Raw genomic sequence first — 18,052 nt, 5'->3', positions numbered from 1 at the left:
TGCCGTACCGTTGCCCGGTTGTCACGTCGCGGCCCCGCGCACCCCGTCCCACCAGGCCCCGGCGCAGCCGGTCGCGGCGATCTGCCGTAGTCGCAGTCCCGCGTACAGGTCGATGAGCCCGTACTCCGGCACGGACCAGGCGGCTCCGCTGGCGTAGCCGGCGAGCGCGGATTCGGCGACGGCGGCCAGCCGCCGCCGGACCGGATCCGTCGACGGTGCCGTACCCGCCGCGTCATCGAGCAGGCAGACGACTTCGGCACCGCGCCAGACCTCGGTGGCCCGACCGGTGGCGATGCCCCGCCGCGCCGCGTCGATCAGCTGGTCCGGCTGCGGCAGTCCGGTCGGCACCTGGCAGGCGGCGGCCGCGACGTGCAGCAGCGCCGCGTAGTCGATGCCGACCCCGTCGGCGAGGTCGTCGACGACCCCGCCGGTCAGCTCCCGCAGGTGCTCCGCGCGTCGCTGCGCCCGGGCACAGTCGCCGGTCACCGCGTAGGCGTGCATCGTGACCGCCGCGTGGTGCAGCCCGTCGAACGTCACGTCGTCGAGCAGCCGCGCCGACAGCTGCGGCACCGCACCGGGGGTACGCAGCCCGAGCGCTTCGATCACCGCGTCGACCGCGAGTCCGTCCGACGGAGCCGGTCGCGGCGTCACCGACAGGTCGACACCGAGCAGCGCGCCGGTCGCCGGGGCGAGCACCGTGGTGAGCCCGGCACTGTCCACCGCGTACGGCACCCGGCCGACGGTCAGCAGGGCCATCTGCACCCGTCGCAGCAGTGCCGGCGGATAGCGCGGCGGTGCGGGATGCAGCAGGTCGAAGAAGGCCAGATCGTCGGGGTCGAGCCGCAGGGCACCGGCGTCGGCCTGCTGCTGCAGTGTTTCGACCGCCCGCCGGTGCAGCGCCGTCAGGTCGCCGGGCGGGCGGTGACCGGCGTCGGCCACCGTCGCGACCTCGACGAGCAGCGCCAATGTCCGCAGGTCGCCGCCGCCGATCTCGCCTCGGGAGCGGATGGCACCGAGGTAGCTGCCGACGGCGGTGTCGGCCGCGCCGGTCACCAGGCCTGGGTCGCCCTGGCACAACGGCCGGGCCGGCGTCGCCGGCAGCCAGCCGAAGGTGGTGTCCTCGCCGAGCCGGACGGGATCGGCCAGCCGCGCGGCCAGTTCGGCGCAGCTGCCGCGCGGCGGTGCCAGCGTCCGGTCACCGGCCAGGTGCCCGAGGCGCATCGCCCACAGCCGGTGCACCCCGGTCAGCTGCGGCGACCGGGCCAGCGCCGCGACCCTGGCCGCCACCGGCGGTGGGGTCGGCAGCGGCTCGTGACCGGCGGCGGCCAGGTCCCGGTTGAGCCGGTCCCACTGCCAGATGGCGAAGTACGCCGGATAGTCGGCGCTCTCGTCGCTGGCGACCGAGGGGTACCGGTCCAGGTAGGCGGCCCAGTCGGCGGTGGTGAGGCCGCGTACCCGGGCGAGCAGACCGGGATGGAGCTGGCCCCGGCGCTGCAGCGCCCCGGCGGCGGTCATCACGTGCCGCAGCTGTGGGCCGCCCTGCGGGTAGAGGACCTCCGCCGTGTCCGGCTGGCGGACCACCAGTGCCTCGAAGGCCTGCGCGATGTCAGGCGGGCCTGGCGGGGCCGCCGGCGCGCTGGCGGAGTGGTGGACGGTGAGTACGGCGGCCGTGGCGACCAGCGCCGCCGCCACGGCCAGGGCGACGACCAGTGGGGCCGACGCCAGGCGGCCCGACACCCGGGACGTACGCGACATGGGGATCCCTTCACCGATCGGCGACGGCCGAGGTGACGCGCACCCCGGCCGCACCCGCGCGCGGACTTCTAGCTCGACTTGCTGGCGTACGCCACGGTGTATCGGGTGTTGTTGCCGTTGATGAACCGGGCCTCGGCGTTGTAGTAGAACTTGTCGCTGCCGGAACCGACATAGATCCAGCCGGCCTGACTCACCCTGCGGTAGCTGCCCGACCCGGAACCGGAGTGGTAAGCCTTGCCGTTCATGACACCACCGCTGACCGTGCAGCCGGGCGGCCAGGAGATGGTGCAGCTGGTGAGGCTCGTGCCGGTGAGCTGCCAGGAGACGGACACCCGGATGTTGCTGATCGTCACCGGGCTGGTGCCGCTGCAGGTGTAGGAGTGTGCCTGGCCCCAGTTGTTGCCGACGACGAGTCGCTTCGACTGGAAGTCGACCGTGCCGCCGGTGACGACGTAGCCGCGGGCCCCGGACTTGAAGACTTGTAGGCGTACCAGCTCTGCGCCGCCGCGTTGGCCGGCGCGGCGACGACTCCCATGCCGACGGCCACGGCGACGGCGGCGAGCAGGCCGATGGCCGCCCGCCTGATCCGATGTCTCATGGTGAGCATCCCTTCTCGACGTCCCGGCCCGGTGGTGGGCGGGTGGACGGTGGAAGGCTCGCAGCGATCCGGCAGGCGGGTAATCCGCGACGTCACGGAGCTCTGGTGCTTGGCGTTCGGTCGTCCGGTGTGATAGATCCCGACGCGGTCGGTGTCGTGGCAGCCGGGGGGCCGGTCGGTGCCGCCGACTCAGTCGGTGCCGGTGGCCGCCAACGAGCCCGGCGGCCGGACGTCGCGGGACGCGATCGCCGACGTCGGGATCCGCGCCGGCCGCACCCCCATGTCGCGGCGCGCCCACCGGTAGAACTCGGCACGGGCCTGCCGGTAGTCGGCGAAGCCCTCCCGCCAGGCCTGCTCGTCGACGGGCTCGTCACCGGTGGCGAAGGCCTCCAGCCGCCACAGGGTCTCGGTCAGCGTCTGCGCGGCGGTGATCGTCGGTTCGTCGGCGAGCAGCAGGACCGACTCGAACTGCACCGAACGGTCCGACTCGGCCTGCCCGAGCAGGGCCAGACCCTCGTCCCGCCCGATCGGGCTGATGGCGGTCACCACGCCCCGGCTGGCCAGCACCCGGGAGGAGAGCAGCGCGATCCGTTTGGCGGTGGCGGCGAACTCGACGTAGCCGGCGAGTCGGCGTTCGTCCCACCGTACGGCCTGCTCCCGTTGCCAGCGGCTGCGCTCGGTCAGCCCGGTGCCGACGTAGGTCAGCACCCCGCCGACGACCACCGCGAGTATCGTCGGTAGATGCTCCACGAGCGACATCCTGGTCCTTCCCCGGTGGCCGGGCTTCAGAGTAGAAGGCGACGTCGAGGGACGCCGTCCACTGCTGCCGGGACGCACGGGCCCGCCCTGCTGGCCCTCGGCTGCCTGCTGGCGCTCGGCGCGTGCACGTCGGTGCCGACCGGCGCAGCGGAGCCCGGGGCGGTCCCGGCACCGCCGGTGCGGCCATCGGTCACCGCCGCCCCGGCACCGACGCTGGCCGCACTGCCGGACCCGGCCACCAGCAGCCGGCCGGTGGTCGCCGTCACCGCCACCCGGGGGCCGGCGACGCTCGGCACCGTCGACCTGCGCCCCGGGCAGCTGTGGATCAGTCTCGACTGCGTCGCCGACGACGACCCCGGCCAACTGGCGGTGATCCTGGAGTCGGGGTCGCGGATGGACATCGACTGCCCCGGCGACGAGGTGTACCTGACCCGCAACCTCGATCAGGACCACCCCGGCGGGCCGACCGGCATCCGGGTCGAGGCCGGCCCCGACGTGCGGTGGAACCTGCTGATCGAGCAGTGACCGGCTAGCCTGCGACGATGACCACCTGCGTGTTCTGCCGGATCGTCGCCGGGGACTCCCCCGCCTGGCGGGTCGTCGACTCCGCCGCCGGCGTGGCGTTCCTGGACACCCGTCCGGTGTTCCGTGGACACGTGCTGGTCAGCCCGCGTCCGCACGTGGTCACGCTGACCGATCTGCCGCCGGCCGCGCTGCCGGACTACTTCGCGCTGGTGCAGCGGGTGGCGGCGGCGGTCGAGGCCGGTCTCGGCGCGGGCGGCACCTTCGTGGCGATCAACAACCGGGTGTCGCAGTCGGTGCCACATCTGCACACCCACGTCGTACCGCGAACCAAGGGCGACGGGCTGCGCGGCTTCTTCTGGCCGCGCAGCCGCTACGCCGACGACGCCGAGGCCCAGTTGTACGCCGAGCGGATCGCCGCCGCGCTGCCGCCGACCGCCTGATCAGCCCTGCCGGCGACCGCCTGATCAGCGGATCGTCAGCCGGACCACCGTGTACGGCAGCACCGGGTCGCTCGCCCCGTACTGGAAGTTGACCACCAGCAGGTCCCGGCCGTCGAACGCCGCCGTCGACGGGCCGTGCAGCCGGGGGTCGGTGACCCGGGCCAGCAGCGTCGCCCGACCGGCGGACGGGTGCAGCCGCAGCACGTTGACCGTGTTGCCGTCGCCGTCGAGGTTGCTGACCGCGTACAGCAGGTCGCCGCGCATCAGCAGGCCGTCGCCGTGCACCGCCGCGCCGCCAAGGTCGATCGCGGAGACGGTACGTCGCCGCAGGTCGACGCGGTGCAGCGCACCGTCGTTGTAGTCGGCCACGATCAGGTACCGCTGGTCGGGGGTGACCACCAGCCCGTTGAGGTTGAACCCGTCGTCGTAGTCGATGCTGGTGCCCCGCAGGTCGAGGAACGGCCGCAGCGGTACGGTCATCCCGCCACCGCCACGCAACTGCCGGGCGGTGATCCGGTAGAGGGTGGGCTGGAACGAGTCGGTGACGTAGACGTCGCCGTTGGCGGCCAACGCCACGTCGTTGAGCATCGGGTTCGCGGTGCCGGTGGCGAAGCGGTGCAGCAGGGCGCCGCTGCGGGTGTCGTAGACCCAGACGTAGCCGGTGCCACCGCCGGCGACGATGAGCCGCCCGGCGGCGTCGACCTTCATGCCGCCGGCCGTGGTGCGGCCGTCGGCGGCGTTGCCGGGCAGCCAGACCGAGGTCCGCGACGAACGGACGTCGCCCCGGTAGATCCGGCCGTCGGTCAGGCTGCTGACGTAGAAGTACGGCCCACGCGGGTCGCGGGCGATACCTTCGGGGTAGGCGTCGTCGCCGGCCAGCACGTAGCTTCCGGGCCGGTGGTGCTGGTGCTGGTGGTGGGATGCCGCCGAGGCGATGCCGTCGGCGATCGGTGCGGCCACCGCCGGGGTCGTCGGCCCGGCGGCGAGTACGCCGGCCGTCGCGGCGACGGCGGTGGCGGCGGCGAGCAGTCGAGTGGTGTGCACTGTGGTCCTTCCGGTTGTCGGTCGATTCGAGCCTCACCGGCGGAAACACCCACAACAAGATCGCCTGGGTATGGCGGGATACCGTGCTGGTATGTCGGTCGATCTGCGGGTCATGCGCTACGTCGTCGCCGTCGCCGAGGAGGGCAGCTTCGAGGGCGCGGCACGGCGGTTGCACATGGCGCAGCCGCCGTTGAGCCGGCAGATCCGCGACCTGGAACGGCAACTCGGCGTACCGCTGTTCGACCGGCGGCCGACCCGGCTCACCGACGCGGGCGCGGCCTTCGTGGCGTCCGCCCGCCGGGTGCTCGACGACGCCGAGTCGGTGGTACGGGTGACCCGGGCCGCCGGCAGCGGGCAGACCGGGACGGTACGGCTCGGGGTGGTCGCCAGCGCCGCCGCCGAGGTGCTGCCCCGTCTGCTGGCGGCGCTGCGGGTGACGCATCCGCAGATCACCGTACGGACGCAGGAGGCGTGGCCGGCCGAGCTGGATGCCGGGCTGCGGGCCGGCCGGTTCGACCTGGTGCTGACCCGGGGGCTACCGGCTCGATCCGATGTAGACAGGTGCACCGTACGCCGGGAACCGTTGGTCGCCGTCGTCGACGCCGGGCATCGGCTCGCCCTGCGGACAGATGCCGGACCGGACGACACCGGACCGGACGGCGTCGGGTTGGCCGACCTGGCCGGCGGTCGGCTCAGTCTGCCCCCGGAGGAGTTGGCACCGGGATACCGGTCCGCCGTCCTGGCCGCCTGCGTCCGGGCCGGGGTGGTCGTCGAGATCGCCGACTGCGCACAGCTGGGGTGGCGGCGGGTCGGGCTGGCCGACGAGAACAGTTTCGCGCTGGTACCCCGGTCCCTCGCCACACTGCCCACCATGGACGGCGTGGTCCTCCCGTTGACCGACGAGGTGGCCGCCCCGGACCTGGAGCTGGTGTGGCGGCGGGACGCGACGCCGCCGGCCGGGCTGGCACTCGCCACGGTCGTCGGACGGCTCACCCGCGACCAGCGCCGGAAACGGCGGGCCGCCACGACATCGCTGGCGTGACCCGGCAACCGCCCCAAGTTCGGCGAGGAACGTTCTCATCGTGGATCGTCGATGTTTTCCTGTCCAGAACGGATCGAATCCTGGGGAGGAGCAACTCGAATGGTGTCGAAACGAGCCGGGGTGCTGGTGGCGGCGACGCTGCTGGCCCTGGCACCGGCCGTACCGGCGGTCGCCGCCGTACCCGAAGCGACGGTCCACGCGGTCGGCGGCCCGACCGCGGTCGCCAACTCCTACATCGTCGTCCTGGCCGACACGGCCGCCGCCACCAGCACGGTGGACCGTACCGCCCGGGCGGTCGCCGACCGGCACGGCGGCACCGTCGCCCGCACCTGGCGCCACGCCCTGCACGGCTTCGAAGCGCACCTGACGCCGCGCCAGGCCCGCCGGCTCGCCGCCGATCCCCGTGTCGACTCGGTCACCCAGAACCACACCGTGACCGCCGCCGACGTGCAGACGCCCGCACCCTCCTGTGGGCTGGACCGCATCGACCAACGCAGCCAGCCACTCGACGGTAGCTTCAGCTACCCACGGGTCGCGCCGGTCGTCCGGGCGTACGTCATCGACACCGGGATCCGGATGTCGCACACCGAGTTCACCGGCCGGGTCCGGGCCGGGCGCGACACCATCGACAACGACGACGACCCGACCGACTGTCGCGGGCACGGCACGCACGTCGCCGGTACGGTCGGCGGCACGACGTACGGTGTGGCCAAGAACGTGGAGCTGGTCGCCGTACGGGTGCTCGACTGCAACGGCAACGGCAACGTCGCCACCGTGATCACCGGCATCGACTGGGTCACTGCCGATCACGATCCGGGTGAGCCGGCGGTGGCGAACATGAGCCTCGGTGGGCCCGCCTACGCCCCGATGGACGAGGCGATCGCCCGCTCCACCGCTGACGGCGTCACCTACGTCGTGTCCGCCGGCAACGACAGCGGCGCCGACGCCTGCGGCTACTCCCCCGCCCGGGCCCCGCAGGCGATCACCGTCGCCGCCACCGGCCCGGACGACACCCGCGCGGCGTTCTCCAACATCGGCGGCTGCGTCGACATCTTCGCCCCCGGTGTCGACATCGTCTCCGCCGGCATCACCGACGACACCGCCGCCCGTCCGGCCAGCGGCACCTCGATGGCCGCTCCGCACGTCGCCGGCGCGGCCGCGCTGATCCTCGCCGAACACCCCGACCACACCCCGGCCCAGGTCACCGCCGCGCTGCTCGACCGCGCCACCCCCGGCGTGGTCGGCAACCCCGGTGCCGGCACGACCGACCGGCTCCTCTACGTCAACGACACCACCCCCGGCCACGACTTCACCCTCGCCGCCGGCCCGGCCCAGGCCACCGTCACCGCCGGCGGCACCGCCGCCACCACCATCACCGCGACCGTCACCGCCGGCACGGCGCAACCTGTCGCCCTGAGCGCCGCCGGGCTGCCTCGGGGTGCCACCGCCACCTTCACCCCGTCCACCATCGACTCGACCGGCACCACCACGCTGACCGTCTCCACGACTGCCATCACCGCCGCCGGCACGTACCCGGTCGTGGTCTTCGGCACCGGCGCCACCGCCACCCGGATGGTCAGGTTCACCCTCACCGTCGAGGCGCTCCCGGGTTGCGTCGGGTCGAACGACACCGACATGCCGCTGCCGTTGTTCGGCGGGACCGTCGACGTGCCGATCACCATCGCCGGCTGCGCCGGCACCGCAGCCCACAACAGCACCGTCGCGGTCAAGATCGTGCACAGCGGAATCCATGATCTGCAGGTGGACCTGTACGCCCCGGACGGCACCCGGCACTTCCTGCTGTCCCGCACCGGTCTGGGGACAGGTCCGGACGTGGACCACACGTTCACCTACGACCTGTCCGGCTCCACCGCCAACGGGACCTGGATCCTGCGGGTCATCGACGGAGGCCCGATGGGCACCGGGTTCTTCGATTCCTGGACGCTCGACCTCGCCGGAGCCGACCTGCCCGTCCCGGTCTGCGGCGGCCAGGCCACCGCCGACGTGCCGATCGGGGAGCTCAGCACCGTCGAGAGCCCGATCACGGTGACCGGATGTTCCCGGGCCGCGAGCCGCAACAGCTACGTGGACGTCCGCGTGGTGCACCCCTGGTCACGGCATCTCAGTTTCGACCTGGTCGGCCCGGACGGGCAGGTGTTCGGGCTGCAGGGTGTCAACGGGATGGGGATTCCGAACATGTTCCGGACCTTCGTGGTTGATCTGTCCGGGTACCCGAGCGCCAACGGCACCTGGAAGTTGCGGGTCGCCGACCACTACTGGGGCGAGTCGGGCCCGGCGTACATCGACGGCTGGCGGCTCACCATCTGACCCGAAGCCGTTGACACCCATCGATCTATTTCGTTAGCGTTAACAACGACGGACTTCATTGGGGAATGAGGGATCGGTCGGCCCGGTCTCCGCCGTACGGCCTCGGGCAGGGGTCGGTCGGTGAGAGCGCGCACACGGGCTGTCCGGCCGGTGTCGTCGCGGGCCCGCCTCCTCGCGCGGGCCCGCGACGGCCCGTCTGACCGTCCTTGGCACCCGCACCCCTGGAGACCACGATGCCTGACGTCACCCGACGGAGACTCCTCACCGCCGGCGCGGCCGGCGCGGGGGCCATGCTGCTGCCGACGGGATGGACGGCCCTCGCCCGCGCCGATCCGGCGACGCCGGCACAGGTGCTCGCCGCCGGTGACATGGCGCTCTGGTACGACGAGCCCGCCGGCACCGACTGGCTGCGCGCGTTGCCCGTCGGCAACGGCCGACTCGGCGCGATGGTGTTCGGCAACGTCGACACCGACCGGCTGCAGCTCAACGAGGACACCATCTGGGCGGGCGGCCCGTACGACTCGGCCAACCCGCGCGGTGCCGGCGCGCTGGCCGAGATCCGCCGGCTGGTCTTCGCCGACCAGTGGAGCCAGGCACAGAACCTGATCAACCAGACCATGATGGGCACCCCCGGCGGACAGCTGGCCTACCAGCCGGTCGGCAACCTGCGGCTCGCCTTCGGCAACGCCAGCGGGGTGTCGCAGTACCACCGCACCCTCGACCTCACCACGGCGGTCGTCACCACCAGCTACGTCCAGAACGGTGTGCGGTACCAGCGGGACGTGTTCGCCAGCGCCCCCGACCAGGTGATCGTCGCCCGCCTCACCGCCGACCGGGCCAACGCGATCACCTTCACCGCCACCTTCGACAGCCCACAGCGGACCACCGTCTCCAGCCCGGACTCCAGCACCATCGCGCTCGACGGCACCTCCGGCACCATGGAGGGCGTCACCGGCAGGGTGCGGTTCCTCGCCCTGGCGAACGTCGTCGCCACCGGCGGCACGGTCAGCAGCTCCGGCGGCACCCTGCGGGTGTCCGGTGCCACCAGCGTCACGGTGCTGGTGTCGATCGGCTCCAGCTACGTCGACTTCCGCACCGTCGACGGCGACTACCAGGGCAGCGCCCGCAACCGGCTGGCCGCCGCCCGTACCGTCGGGCACGACCAGCTGCGCAGCCGGCACCTGGCCGACTACCAGGCGTTGTTCAACCGGGTGTCGATCGACCTGGGCCGTACGGCGGCGGCCGACCAGCCGACCGACGTCCGGATCGCCCAGCACGCGGGCGTCGACGACCCGCAGTTCTCCGCGCTGCTGTTCCAGTACGGCCGCTACCTGCTGATCTCCTCGTCACGGCCCGGCACCCAGCCGGCCAACCTGCAGGGCATCTGGAACGACTCGATGACCCCGCCGTGGGACTCGAAGTACACGATCAACGCGAACCTGCCGATGAACTACTGGCCGGCCGACACGACGAACCTGTCCGAGTGTTTCCTGCCGGTCTTCGACCTGGTCCGGGACCTGGCGATCAGCGGCGCGCGGACCGCGCAGGCGCAGTACGGCGCGGGCGGCTGGGTGACCCACCACAACACCGACGGGTGGCGGGGCTCCTCGGTGGTCGACGGCGCGTTCTGGGGCATGTGGCCCACCGGCGGCGCGTGGCTGGCCACCCTCGTCTGGGAGCACTACCAGTTCACCGGTGACGTCACGTTCCTGCGCACCAACTACCCGGCGATGAAGGGCGCGGCCCAGTTCTTCCTCGACACCCTGGTCACCCATCCGACGCTGGGATACCTGGTCACCAACCCGTCGAACTCCCCCGAGATCGCCCACCACGGCGACGCCAGCGTCTGCGCCGGGCCCACCATGGACAACCAGATCCTGCGGGACCTGTTCGACGGGGTCGCCCGGGCCAGCGAGGTCCTCGGCGTGGACCCGACGTTGCGGACCCAGGTACGGGCGGCCCGGGACCGGCTGGCGCCGATGCGGATCGGCTCCCGGGGCAACATTCAGGAGTGGCTGGCCGACTGGGTCGAGCCGGAGCGCAACCACCGGCACGTCTCCCACCTCTACGGGCTGCACCCCGGCAACCAGATCACCCGGCGGGGCACGCCCCAGCTGTTCGAGGCCGCCCGCCGGACCCTGGAAATCCGGGGCGACGACGGCACCGGCTGGTCACTGGCTTGGAAAATCAACTTCTGGGCCCGGCTGGACGACGCCGCCCGGTCCCACAAGCTGCTGCGTGACCTGGTCCGCACCGACCGGCTGGCGCCGAACATGTTCGACCTGCACCCGCCGTTCCAGATCGACGGGAACTTCGGGGCGACCTCCGGGATCGCCGAGATGCTGCTGCAGAGCCACAACGGCGAACTGCACCTGCTGCCGGCGCTGCCGACCGCCTGGCCGACCGGGCAGGTGGCCGGGCTACGGGGCCGGGGCGGTTACACGGTCGCGATGGCGTGGCGCGCCGGCCAGGCCGACGAGTTTCACGTCCGCGCCGACCGCGACGGCACCGTACGGCTGCGGGCCCGGCTGTTCACCGGCAGCTTCACCCTCACCGACGTCGACGACGGCAGCACCCCGGGCAGCACCCGGCCCGAGACCGACGTGGTCGCGTTCGCCGTCCGCGCCGGACACACCTACCGGCTCGCCCGCCCCGGCGCGTCGCCGTCACCGACGCCGACCCTGTCGCCCAGCCCGTCCCCGTCGGTCTCGCCCAGCCCGTCCCTCTCCCCGACGCCGACCCCGAGTCCGAGCAGCTCTCCCCCGTCGTCCGGAGCGCGGGCGACGTACGCGGTCACCGGCTCGTGGCCCGGCGGCTTCCAGGGCGAGGTCACCGTGACCGCCGGGACCGCACCGATCCAGGGCTGGGCCGTCACCTGGACCTTCACCAACGGTCAGGCGATCAACCAGCTCTGGAACGGCACCCACACCCAGAGCGGCGGGAACGTGCGGGTCACCAACGTGTCCTACAACGGGTCGCTGCCCGCCGGCGGCTCCGCCACCTTCGGCTTCCTCGCCAGCGTCAGCGGGACGAACAACCCACCGACCAACATCACCTGCACGACGACCTGACCACGCGGGTGCGGACCGGCCACGACGATGCTCCGGGGTCAGCGGCGGTAGATCGTCATCGAGTGACCGACCTGGTCGATCGGCTCACTGCTATCGATCAGCTCGCGCAGCTGCCCGCCGGCCGTCGCCACCCAGGTGTTCGACACCACCAGCAGGCCGCGTACCTCATCGGGTGCCGCCTCCCGTGGATCGGATGCGGTGATGCCGTAGTACTCCGGCACGCCGGCACCCTTGTAGGCCAGCCACACCTGCTCGTCCGGGTAGCGCTGGCGCAGCCGGTCCGCCAGCCGGCCCAGGTCCTGCCCCCAGTCCACATTCGAGTCATGCAGGTGCTGGTACGTCCGGGCCGGGCCGCCGAACGCCTCGTTGGCGTAGGGCAGATAGAACGGGAACGCACGCACCGAACTGACCGCGACCAGCACGACCAGCACCGCCGCCACCGGCCGGGCGACCCGGGCGGCGACGGTCGGCCACCGTACGGCCGTCACGGCGGCAGCGGCGACGGCCAGGAAGACCGGGATGAAGATCGCGTACCGCACACCGAGGTCGCGCGAGCCGGTCATCGCGGCCGCCATCAGCACGGCCGCCGGCACCAGCAGGTACGCGGCTGCCGGGCGCAGCCGGGGCACCGCCAGCAGCGCGGCCGCACCGACCAGCCACAGCACCAGCGCGGCGAGCGGCGTCTTCACCAGCAACGCGGCCGGCAGGTAGTACCAGAGGTGGCCGGAGTACGTCTCGCCAAACAGATAGCCGCCCCACGCCCAGTCCTCGAAGCCGAACTGGATCAGCATGCCGTCGCGGAACGAGCCGGGAAACGGCAGCCAGTCGACGACCGTGGCACGTAACCCGTCCACCGTCGGCAGCGTGTCGGGTGCTGGCCGCTGCAGCCGGGGGTCGACGACCAGGTAGCTGGCCCACACGGTCGCCACCGCGAGCAGCCCGGTCCCGCCGGCGCCCGCGCCGGCGTCGGCGAGCCGGCGGACCCGGGGCAGCGTCGGCCGGGCGTGCCAGGCCGACCAGGCGGCCAGAGCCAGGAGTACGGGCACCGCCGCCAGCGCGCTCATCTTGGTGGCCAGCGCCGCCCCGAGTGTCAGGCCGGCGGCTGGCAGATACACCCAGGGCCGTCGCCGGGACCGCCACAGCAGCCAGGCCGAGGTGAGCAGGAACCCGGCGGCCGGCACGTCGAGGGTGGCCAGGGAGCCGTGCGCGATCACGTCGGGGGTGAAGGCGTACACCGCCAGGGCCACCAGGGCACCAGCCCGGCCGGTCAGGTCCCGGGCGAACGCGAAGACCACCAGCCCGAAGCCGAGGGTGAGCAGGATCATCGGCAGCCGGGCCAGCAGCATCAGCCGGTCGGCGTCGTTCCCAGCCTCGTACAGCACGTGCCGGCCGAGATCCGACTGGTTGCCCCGGAAGGTCGGCTCGATCCGGGGGTCGGCGACCGCCAGACCGACCGCCATGATCAGCTTGCCCAGCGGTGGATGCTCCGGGTTGACCTGCAGTCCGCCGCCGTGGCGGTAGAGCGCTGCCGCCCCCACGTACACCGGCTCGTCAACGGTCGGTGTCTGGGCCAGCGCGGTGGTGACCATCGCGAACGCCAGCTGCCCCAGTAGCGCGATCACGACCAGCGGATACCACCAGCGTCGGTGCCGCCGCAGCCACCCGGTCCGGTCCGAGTCCTGCTTCGCTGGCGCTGGACGGTCATCCGAGACGATGGGTACATCCTGGTCGAGGACTCCCGGCTTGCGCAAAAGACTCACGGGCAGCCAGCCTACCCGGCGACTCTGCTGCGACCGTCCTGCGCGGACCGGCCAGAGACCGTCCTGCCGGTGCTGTCGCGCCGAAGGGGCCTCCGGACCCTTGATCCTGTTCCGGCGTGATCCTCCTGTGGGGTTTTGATCCTCCAGGAGGATAAGACTGGGACGAAGTTGGTCCCCGCAGTCCGCTGGCGGCCGTCGGTCACCCCGTCAACAGCCCGCAGGCGGTGGACGCCACACACCGGCGGGCCCGGTGACTTGCTCGAGCAGTCACCGGGCCCGCCGGATCATCGTGGCCGTCGGGTCAGGCGCAGATCGCCTGGATCGCCAGGCCGTCGGTGGGAACACCGGTCAGCGACAGACGGACCGAGGTGAGCCCGGCGTCCGGGTACAGCGAGCTCAGGAAGGTCTGCCCGGCGGCACCCGGTTCGGTCGACCCGCCGACCGAGTGCACCTTCCCGGTGCTGGAGGCACAGGAGTAGCTCGGCCCGGCGCGCCGCACCGGAGCCGGCCGAGGTGGTACGTGGGTTCCTGACCACCCGGCTGAGGCGAGGCGCTGGCCGCCATCGAGTTCCCGGCGGAGGCCGAGCAGGCCGCGACACAGTTGGCGAACGCCGTCGGGGCCGGCAAGAACCTGATGGTGAACCGGCCGGGTATTTCACGAGATGCCCCCATGGCGTCCATCCTCGACGATCTGCGGCCCAGGATCGAGGCCGCAACAGCCGAACGCGAACAGGCGTTGCGCGAGGCGTTGGGCAGCCCCGTAGCGCGCACGCCACGCCGTGGGACGCCAACTGGCGTACGGCCGACTGGGAGTCCGGACAGCGCTGCCGTCCGCCGGTGGCGACCCTGGGTCCGCTCGGATCTCGGGCGGGCCCAGGATCGCCGATCGGATCGTCAGCCGCTGGACTCGGCCGGCGAGCCGCAGGCACTCAGCGCAACCCTCGCCCCGACCAGCAGGGGAACTGCCAGTCGAGGCGATCGTCGGGTCAGCATTGACTTTAGACGCCGCCGAATTCCCATCGGTCGCGGTGCGCGGATGGCAAGCTCAGCCAGTCACCACGCGCGTACGGCTCGGAGGGTCGATCTCCGGGCCACCCGCCCACTACTCCGGCGCGAACTGCTTGTACTGTTGACAGAAGAAACCGTAGAACCAGTCGGTCTGCTTATCCTGCTTCCACGATTTGATCAGCTCGGCCTGGTCAGAGCTGTTCCAGATCTCGACCGAGGCCAGCTCGTTGGTCGATGGACACTTCGGGTATGTCGCGACCAGCGCCGACCAGCTGGTGATGGTACGATTTTTGACCTTTTCGACAGCAGAGGCGGCCTGCCCCAGGTTTTCGGCGATCTCTGCCCTCATCCGCTCCAGCTCCGCATGATCTGACACCTCCAACGTCAGAAACGCTCGAACCTTCCCGTACTTCTCCGCGAAAAACTGATCAGCGCTCTTTTCCAAGTCAACACCGGTTTCCTCACGGAATTCCCGTATCCCCGCCGCCACGAGACCCTGTCCGCTATCGCTGGCATCACGCAACCCACCTGGCAGCGCATACAGTCCAGCCCCATTGAGCTTGGCACCGTCAGGAATCAGTTTTCCTTCAAAAAAGTATCCTTTGTCCCTCTTCTTGACCACCAGCAGATAGATACTTTTCCGATCTTCCGCAAGCGCGTTTATTAGCACATACACCTGCATGCCCTCTCCGTCCTTTCTTTCGCTCAGGCCGAGGCCGGCGATCCGAGCGTCTCCGCGAACTTCATGTAGATTTGCTTGGTGGTCTCGATCTGCTGAATGAACGGCATGCTATTGGTGTCGAACACGGCGGCGAGCTGTCGCTCGTACATGTACAGGAAGGTGTTCAGGTGCACCTTGCTGAGGTCGACTGTCGACTTGACGGCAGAGAACGCACTCACCGACTCAACGTTGCTCTTCAATCCTGCAACGGCGATTTTGCGGCGCCACGACCGCAGGTCGATGCGGATGATCGACATTCCCTCGGTGAGCAGATAGTACTGGTGCAGCGAGTCCTCCGATGCCTCGCCCGCACCCAGGAAAGCACTGAGCGCAGTGGAGATCAGGGATGTCACGCCGTTGATGATGCTGTCGGCACTGCCGGAGCAGAAGCCGCGCAGCGCGCTCGACACATTTTCCGAGATGTTGGCATCCAATCCCTCCTTGGCGTACGCATGATGTTGCTCCGCGATGGCGAGGATCGATTCGATCGGCACGGTCCGATTCTCGGCGGTGCCAGCCGTACGCAGATCCGCCAGGATCTGCTGGGTCATGGCCCGCCCTTTCTCCTCAGCCAGCGATGCGAGCGCATCCAGTAGCGCCCGTTCTTTGGCGACCTCGTCATCGTTTCCGACAATCCTGTTGGCGGCAGCACGAATTGCACCCACCACGCCCACCTTCCGTCACGGACTCGCGTGACCGGCCAACGCGACGCCCCCAGGAGTTCTATTCCGGCCGACAATTAACACTATATGAGTCAACAAAGCTCGTTCATTGACGAGCGGAAACTTGGGGACACTTGCGTCGATCCGACAGCCCGGACGCTGCAATCCGATTGCCGACCCGCACCAGGGCCCGATCCTGCCGGACGCCCACGACCCGCCCACGACCCGGCCGGCACCCGCCTGGCGCAGCCGGCCAGGTCGCTCAGCTGAGCGACTGGGCGCCGATGACGGACAGCAGGTGCAGCTTGTCGTGGCTTTCGCTGCCGGGGATGGCGGTGTAGACCATCAGCGAGTGGGCCTGACCGGGGTCGACCAGCCGCTGGCAGGTCAACTCCAGTGCGCCGACCTGCGGGTGGACGAAGTGTTTGACGTCGTGCGGGCGGACGCCGATCTCGTAGGCGTCCCATGCCTGGCGGAACTCCTCGTTGCTGTCCAGGAGCAGCCCGGCCAGGTGCGCGGCCTGGGAGTCGGGGCCGCGCAGCGTGACGATCTGCCGCAGGCCCGAGGCGTACATCCGGGTCAGGAACGGGTGTTCCTCCGGCGCGTAGCGGTCCCGGGCGGTCGGGTCGGTGAACCACCGGTAGCCCGAGCTGCGGGCCGGACCGGTGAACCGGGTGGTGTCGCCGGTGAGGGCGACCCCCAGCGGGGTCTGCCGCAGCGTCTCGCCGAGCTCGGTGACGATCTCCGCCGGGGTGTCGGCCAGCCGGTCGAGGACCCGCAGCAGGCCGGGGCTGATGTGTTCGTTGATCCCGCCGCCGCCACGGGCCGGTGGTTGGTGTCCGGCGAGGCGGAACAGGTGGTCCCGTTCGTCGAGTGACAGGTGCAGACCCTAGGCGATCGAGGCGAGCATCTGGCCCGACGGCTGCGGCCCGCGTTCGCGCTCCAGCCGGGAGTAGTAGTCGGTCGACATGTGACACAGGGCCGCGACCTCCTCCCGCCGCAGCCCGCTGGTGCGTCGGCGGGGGCCGCGCGGCAGGCCGACGTCCTCCGGTTGCAGCGCCTCGCGGCGACTGCGGAGAAACTCGGCCAGCCCGGCGCGGTCGATCATCAGAGTGCCTCCTTCGCTGTTCTGCCTCGTTTCTACCGTCCGTGGCCGGCGGGAACCACGGATCGCCGATCCGCCCCTGCGGCGGGACCGACGGGCCGCCGGCCGACACAGCGGCGGCAGGGGGCCGCCGGCCGGTGGGGGGCGGCCGGAGCCGGGGATCGGCAGGCCGTGGTTGCGGTGCCGGCGACGCCTGAGGATCGGTGGGTACCCGACGAAGGAGACGCACCATGGCACGGCGAACGATCGACATCACGATTCCCGACCTGTCCGGGAAGCGGGCGCTGGTCACCGGCGCGAGTGACGGGATGGGTCTGGTGATCGCCACCCGGCTGGCCGCCGCCGGCGCAGAGGTGATCATGCCGGTGCGGAATCGCCGCAAGGGTGAGGCGGCGATGTCGGTGATCCGGTTGACGGCCCCGCGCGCCGACGTCTCGCTGCGCGACCTCGACCTGTCGTCGCTGGCGTCGGTCACCGCCCTCAGCGAGACCCTGCTCGCGGAGGACCGACCGATCCACATCATGATCAACAACGCCGGGGTGATGACCCCGCCGCACCGGCAGACGACGGCGGACGGGTTCGAGCTGCAGTTCGGCAGCAACCACCTCGGCCACTTCGCGCTGGTCGGCAACCTGCTGCCGCTGCTGCGGGCGGGGCGGGCCCGGGTGACCTCGCAGGTCAGCATCGCGGCCCGCAGCGGCACGATCAACTGGGACGATCTGGACTGGGAGCGCACCTACCACGGGCAGCGCGCCTACAGCCAATCCAAGATCGCGTTCGGGTTGTTCGGGCTGGAGCTGGACCGCCGCAGCCAGGCCGAGGGCTGGGGCATCACCAGCAACCTGTCCCACCCCGGGGTGGCTCCGACCAGCCTGCTCGCCGCCCGCCCGGAGGTCGGTCGCGCCAAGGACACCCCGCAGGTACGGCTGATCCGTGCCCTGTCGGCCCGGGGCATCCTGCTCGGCACCGTCGAGACCGCGGCCCTGCCCGCGCTGCTCGCCGCGACGTCGCCCACCGCGAAAGGCGGTGTGCTGTACGGGCCGAGCGGCCTGGGCAACCTGGGCGGCCCGCCCGTGGAGCACCGGACCTACTCCCCGCTGCTCACCGAGGACGCCACCCGGGTGTGGCAGGTCTCGGAGCAGCTCACCCGGACCAGGATCCCGGCTGCCTGACGTCACCGAGGTGACTCAGCCGCCGGGTCCGGCGGACCAGGTCCGCCGGACAAGTCCGGCGT

Annotated in this window: 17 protein-coding genes; 7 read left to right on the top strand and 10 right to left on the bottom strand. The window is 71.4% G+C overall.

Annotation, left to right across the window (positions count from 1 at the left end):
* Positions 1–21: 21 nt before the first annotated feature.
* Positions 22–1,755 carry a hypothetical protein gene (locus ACN28F_RS28225; protein WP_289205483.1) on the bottom strand — a complete coding sequence of 578 codons (1,734 nt, stop codon included), beginning with the start codon at positions 1,753–1,755 and terminating at the stop codon, positions 22–24.
* A gap of 68 nt (positions 1,756–1,823) precedes the next feature.
* Entirely contained in the window at positions 1,824–2,000 is a 177-nt protein-coding gene (locus tag ACN28F_RS28220) for a hypothetical protein (RefSeq protein ID WP_289205482.1), read from the bottom strand.
* On the opposite strand from ACN28F_RS28220, the gene ACN28F_RS28215 reads away from it, so the two are divergent.
* Complete coding sequence (locus tag ACN28F_RS28215; protein ID WP_421360491.1) at positions 1,999–2,133, top strand: hypothetical protein; 135 nt, start codon at positions 1,999–2,001, stop codon at positions 2,131–2,133. The genes ACN28F_RS28220 and ACN28F_RS28215 overlap by 2 nt on opposite strands.
* Positions 2,134–2,542: 409 nt before the next feature.
* Here the strand turns inward: ACN28F_RS28215 and ACN28F_RS28210 are convergent, their stop codons facing one another.
* Entirely contained in the window at positions 2,543–3,103 is a 561-nt protein-coding gene (locus tag ACN28F_RS28210) for a hypothetical protein (RefSeq protein WP_289205480.1), read from the bottom strand.
* Between the two features lie 24 nt (positions 3,104–3,127).
* Between ACN28F_RS28210 and ACN28F_RS28205 the strand changes: the two genes are divergently transcribed.
* Positions 3,128–3,637 carry a hypothetical protein gene (locus ACN28F_RS28205; protein WP_421360487.1) on the top strand — a complete coding sequence of 170 codons (510 nt, stop codon included), beginning with the start codon at positions 3,128–3,130 and terminating at the stop codon, positions 3,635–3,637.
* 17 nt (positions 3,638–3,654) lie between these two features.
* A complete protein-coding gene (locus ACN28F_RS28200) occupies positions 3,655–4,077 on the top strand; it encodes an HIT family protein (protein WP_289205478.1) in 423 nt (140 codons plus the stop codon).
* 24 nt (positions 4,078–4,101) lie between these two features.
* Here the strand turns inward: ACN28F_RS28200 and ACN28F_RS28195 are convergent, their stop codons facing one another.
* Complete coding sequence (locus ACN28F_RS28195) at positions 4,102–5,121, bottom strand: SMP-30/gluconolactonase/LRE family protein (protein ID WP_421360485.1); 1,020 nt, start codon at positions 5,119–5,121, stop codon at positions 4,102–4,104.
* A gap of 91 nt (positions 5,122–5,212) precedes the next feature.
* Here ACN28F_RS28195 and ACN28F_RS28190 point away from each other — a divergent pair, with 91 nt between their 5' ends.
* From ACN28F_RS28190 to ACN28F_RS28180, 3 genes are all read left to right on the top strand, one after another.
* Complete coding sequence (locus ACN28F_RS28190) at positions 5,213–6,163, top strand: LysR family transcriptional regulator (RefSeq protein WP_289205476.1); 951 nt, start codon at positions 5,213–5,215, stop codon at positions 6,161–6,163.
* Between the two features lie 99 nt (positions 6,164–6,262).
* Positions 6,263–8,491: a S8 family serine peptidase gene (locus ACN28F_RS28185; protein WP_421360483.1), complete on the top strand. Its 2,229-nt coding sequence runs from the start codon at positions 6,263–6,265 to the stop codon at positions 8,489–8,491.
* 233 nt (positions 8,492–8,724) lie between these two features.
* Positions 8,725–11,562 carry a glycosyl hydrolase family 95 catalytic domain-containing protein gene (locus ACN28F_RS28180; protein ID WP_421360481.1) on the top strand — a complete coding sequence of 946 codons (2,838 nt, stop codon included), beginning with the start codon at positions 8,725–8,727 and terminating at the stop codon, positions 11,560–11,562.
* Positions 11,563–11,600: 38 nt separating this feature from the next.
* Here ACN28F_RS28180 and ACN28F_RS28175 read toward each other — a convergent pair whose 3' ends face one another.
* The 6 genes from ACN28F_RS28175 to ACN28F_RS28150 form a co-directional block, all read right to left on the bottom strand.
* Positions 11,601–13,184, bottom strand: coding sequence for an ArnT family glycosyltransferase (locus ACN28F_RS28175; protein ID WP_421360479.1), 1,584 nt, complete (start codon positions 13,182–13,184; stop codon positions 11,601–11,603).
* 439 nt (positions 13,185–13,623) lie between these two features.
* The gene (locus tag ACN28F_RS28170) at positions 13,624–13,821 is read right to left on the bottom strand and encodes a hypothetical protein (protein WP_289205471.1); all 198 of its coding nucleotides are present in this window, start codon (positions 13,819–13,821) and stop codon (positions 13,624–13,626) included.
* Positions 13,822–14,424: 603 nt separating this feature from the next.
* Entirely contained in the window at positions 14,425–15,012 is a 588-nt protein-coding gene (locus ACN28F_RS28165; protein WP_289205470.1) for a hypothetical protein, read from the bottom strand.
* 23 nt (positions 15,013–15,035) lie between these two features.
* Positions 15,036–15,716: a hypothetical protein gene (locus ACN28F_RS28160; RefSeq protein ID WP_289205469.1), complete on the bottom strand. Its 681-nt coding sequence runs from the start codon at positions 15,714–15,716 to the stop codon at positions 15,036–15,038.
* Between the two features lie 259 nt (positions 15,717–15,975).
* A complete protein-coding gene (locus ACN28F_RS28155) occupies positions 15,976–16,455 on the bottom strand; it encodes a hypothetical protein (RefSeq protein ID WP_421361547.1) in 480 nt (159 codons plus the stop codon).
* A gap of 147 nt (positions 16,456–16,602) precedes the next feature.
* Positions 16,603–16,821, bottom strand: coding sequence for a helix-turn-helix domain-containing protein (locus ACN28F_RS28150; protein WP_421360476.1), 219 nt, complete (start codon positions 16,819–16,821; stop codon positions 16,603–16,605).
* 227 nt (positions 16,822–17,048) lie between these two features.
* On the opposite strand from ACN28F_RS28150, the gene ACN28F_RS28145 reads away from it, so the two are divergent.
* Positions 17,049–17,990 carry an SDR family oxidoreductase gene (locus ACN28F_RS28145; RefSeq protein ID WP_289205467.1) on the top strand — a complete coding sequence of 314 codons (942 nt, stop codon included), beginning with the start codon at positions 17,049–17,051 and terminating at the stop codon, positions 17,988–17,990.
* Positions 17,991–18,052: the final 62 nt, after the last annotated feature.

This window comes from Solwaraspora sp. WMMA2101 (assembly GCF_049179175.1).
Classification (GTDB): domain Bacteria; phylum Actinomycetota; class Actinomycetes; order Mycobacteriales; family Micromonosporaceae; genus Micromonospora_E.
The sequence above is the reverse complement of the archived record's forward strand: the minus strand, read 5'-3'. Positions and strand labels throughout refer to the sequence as shown.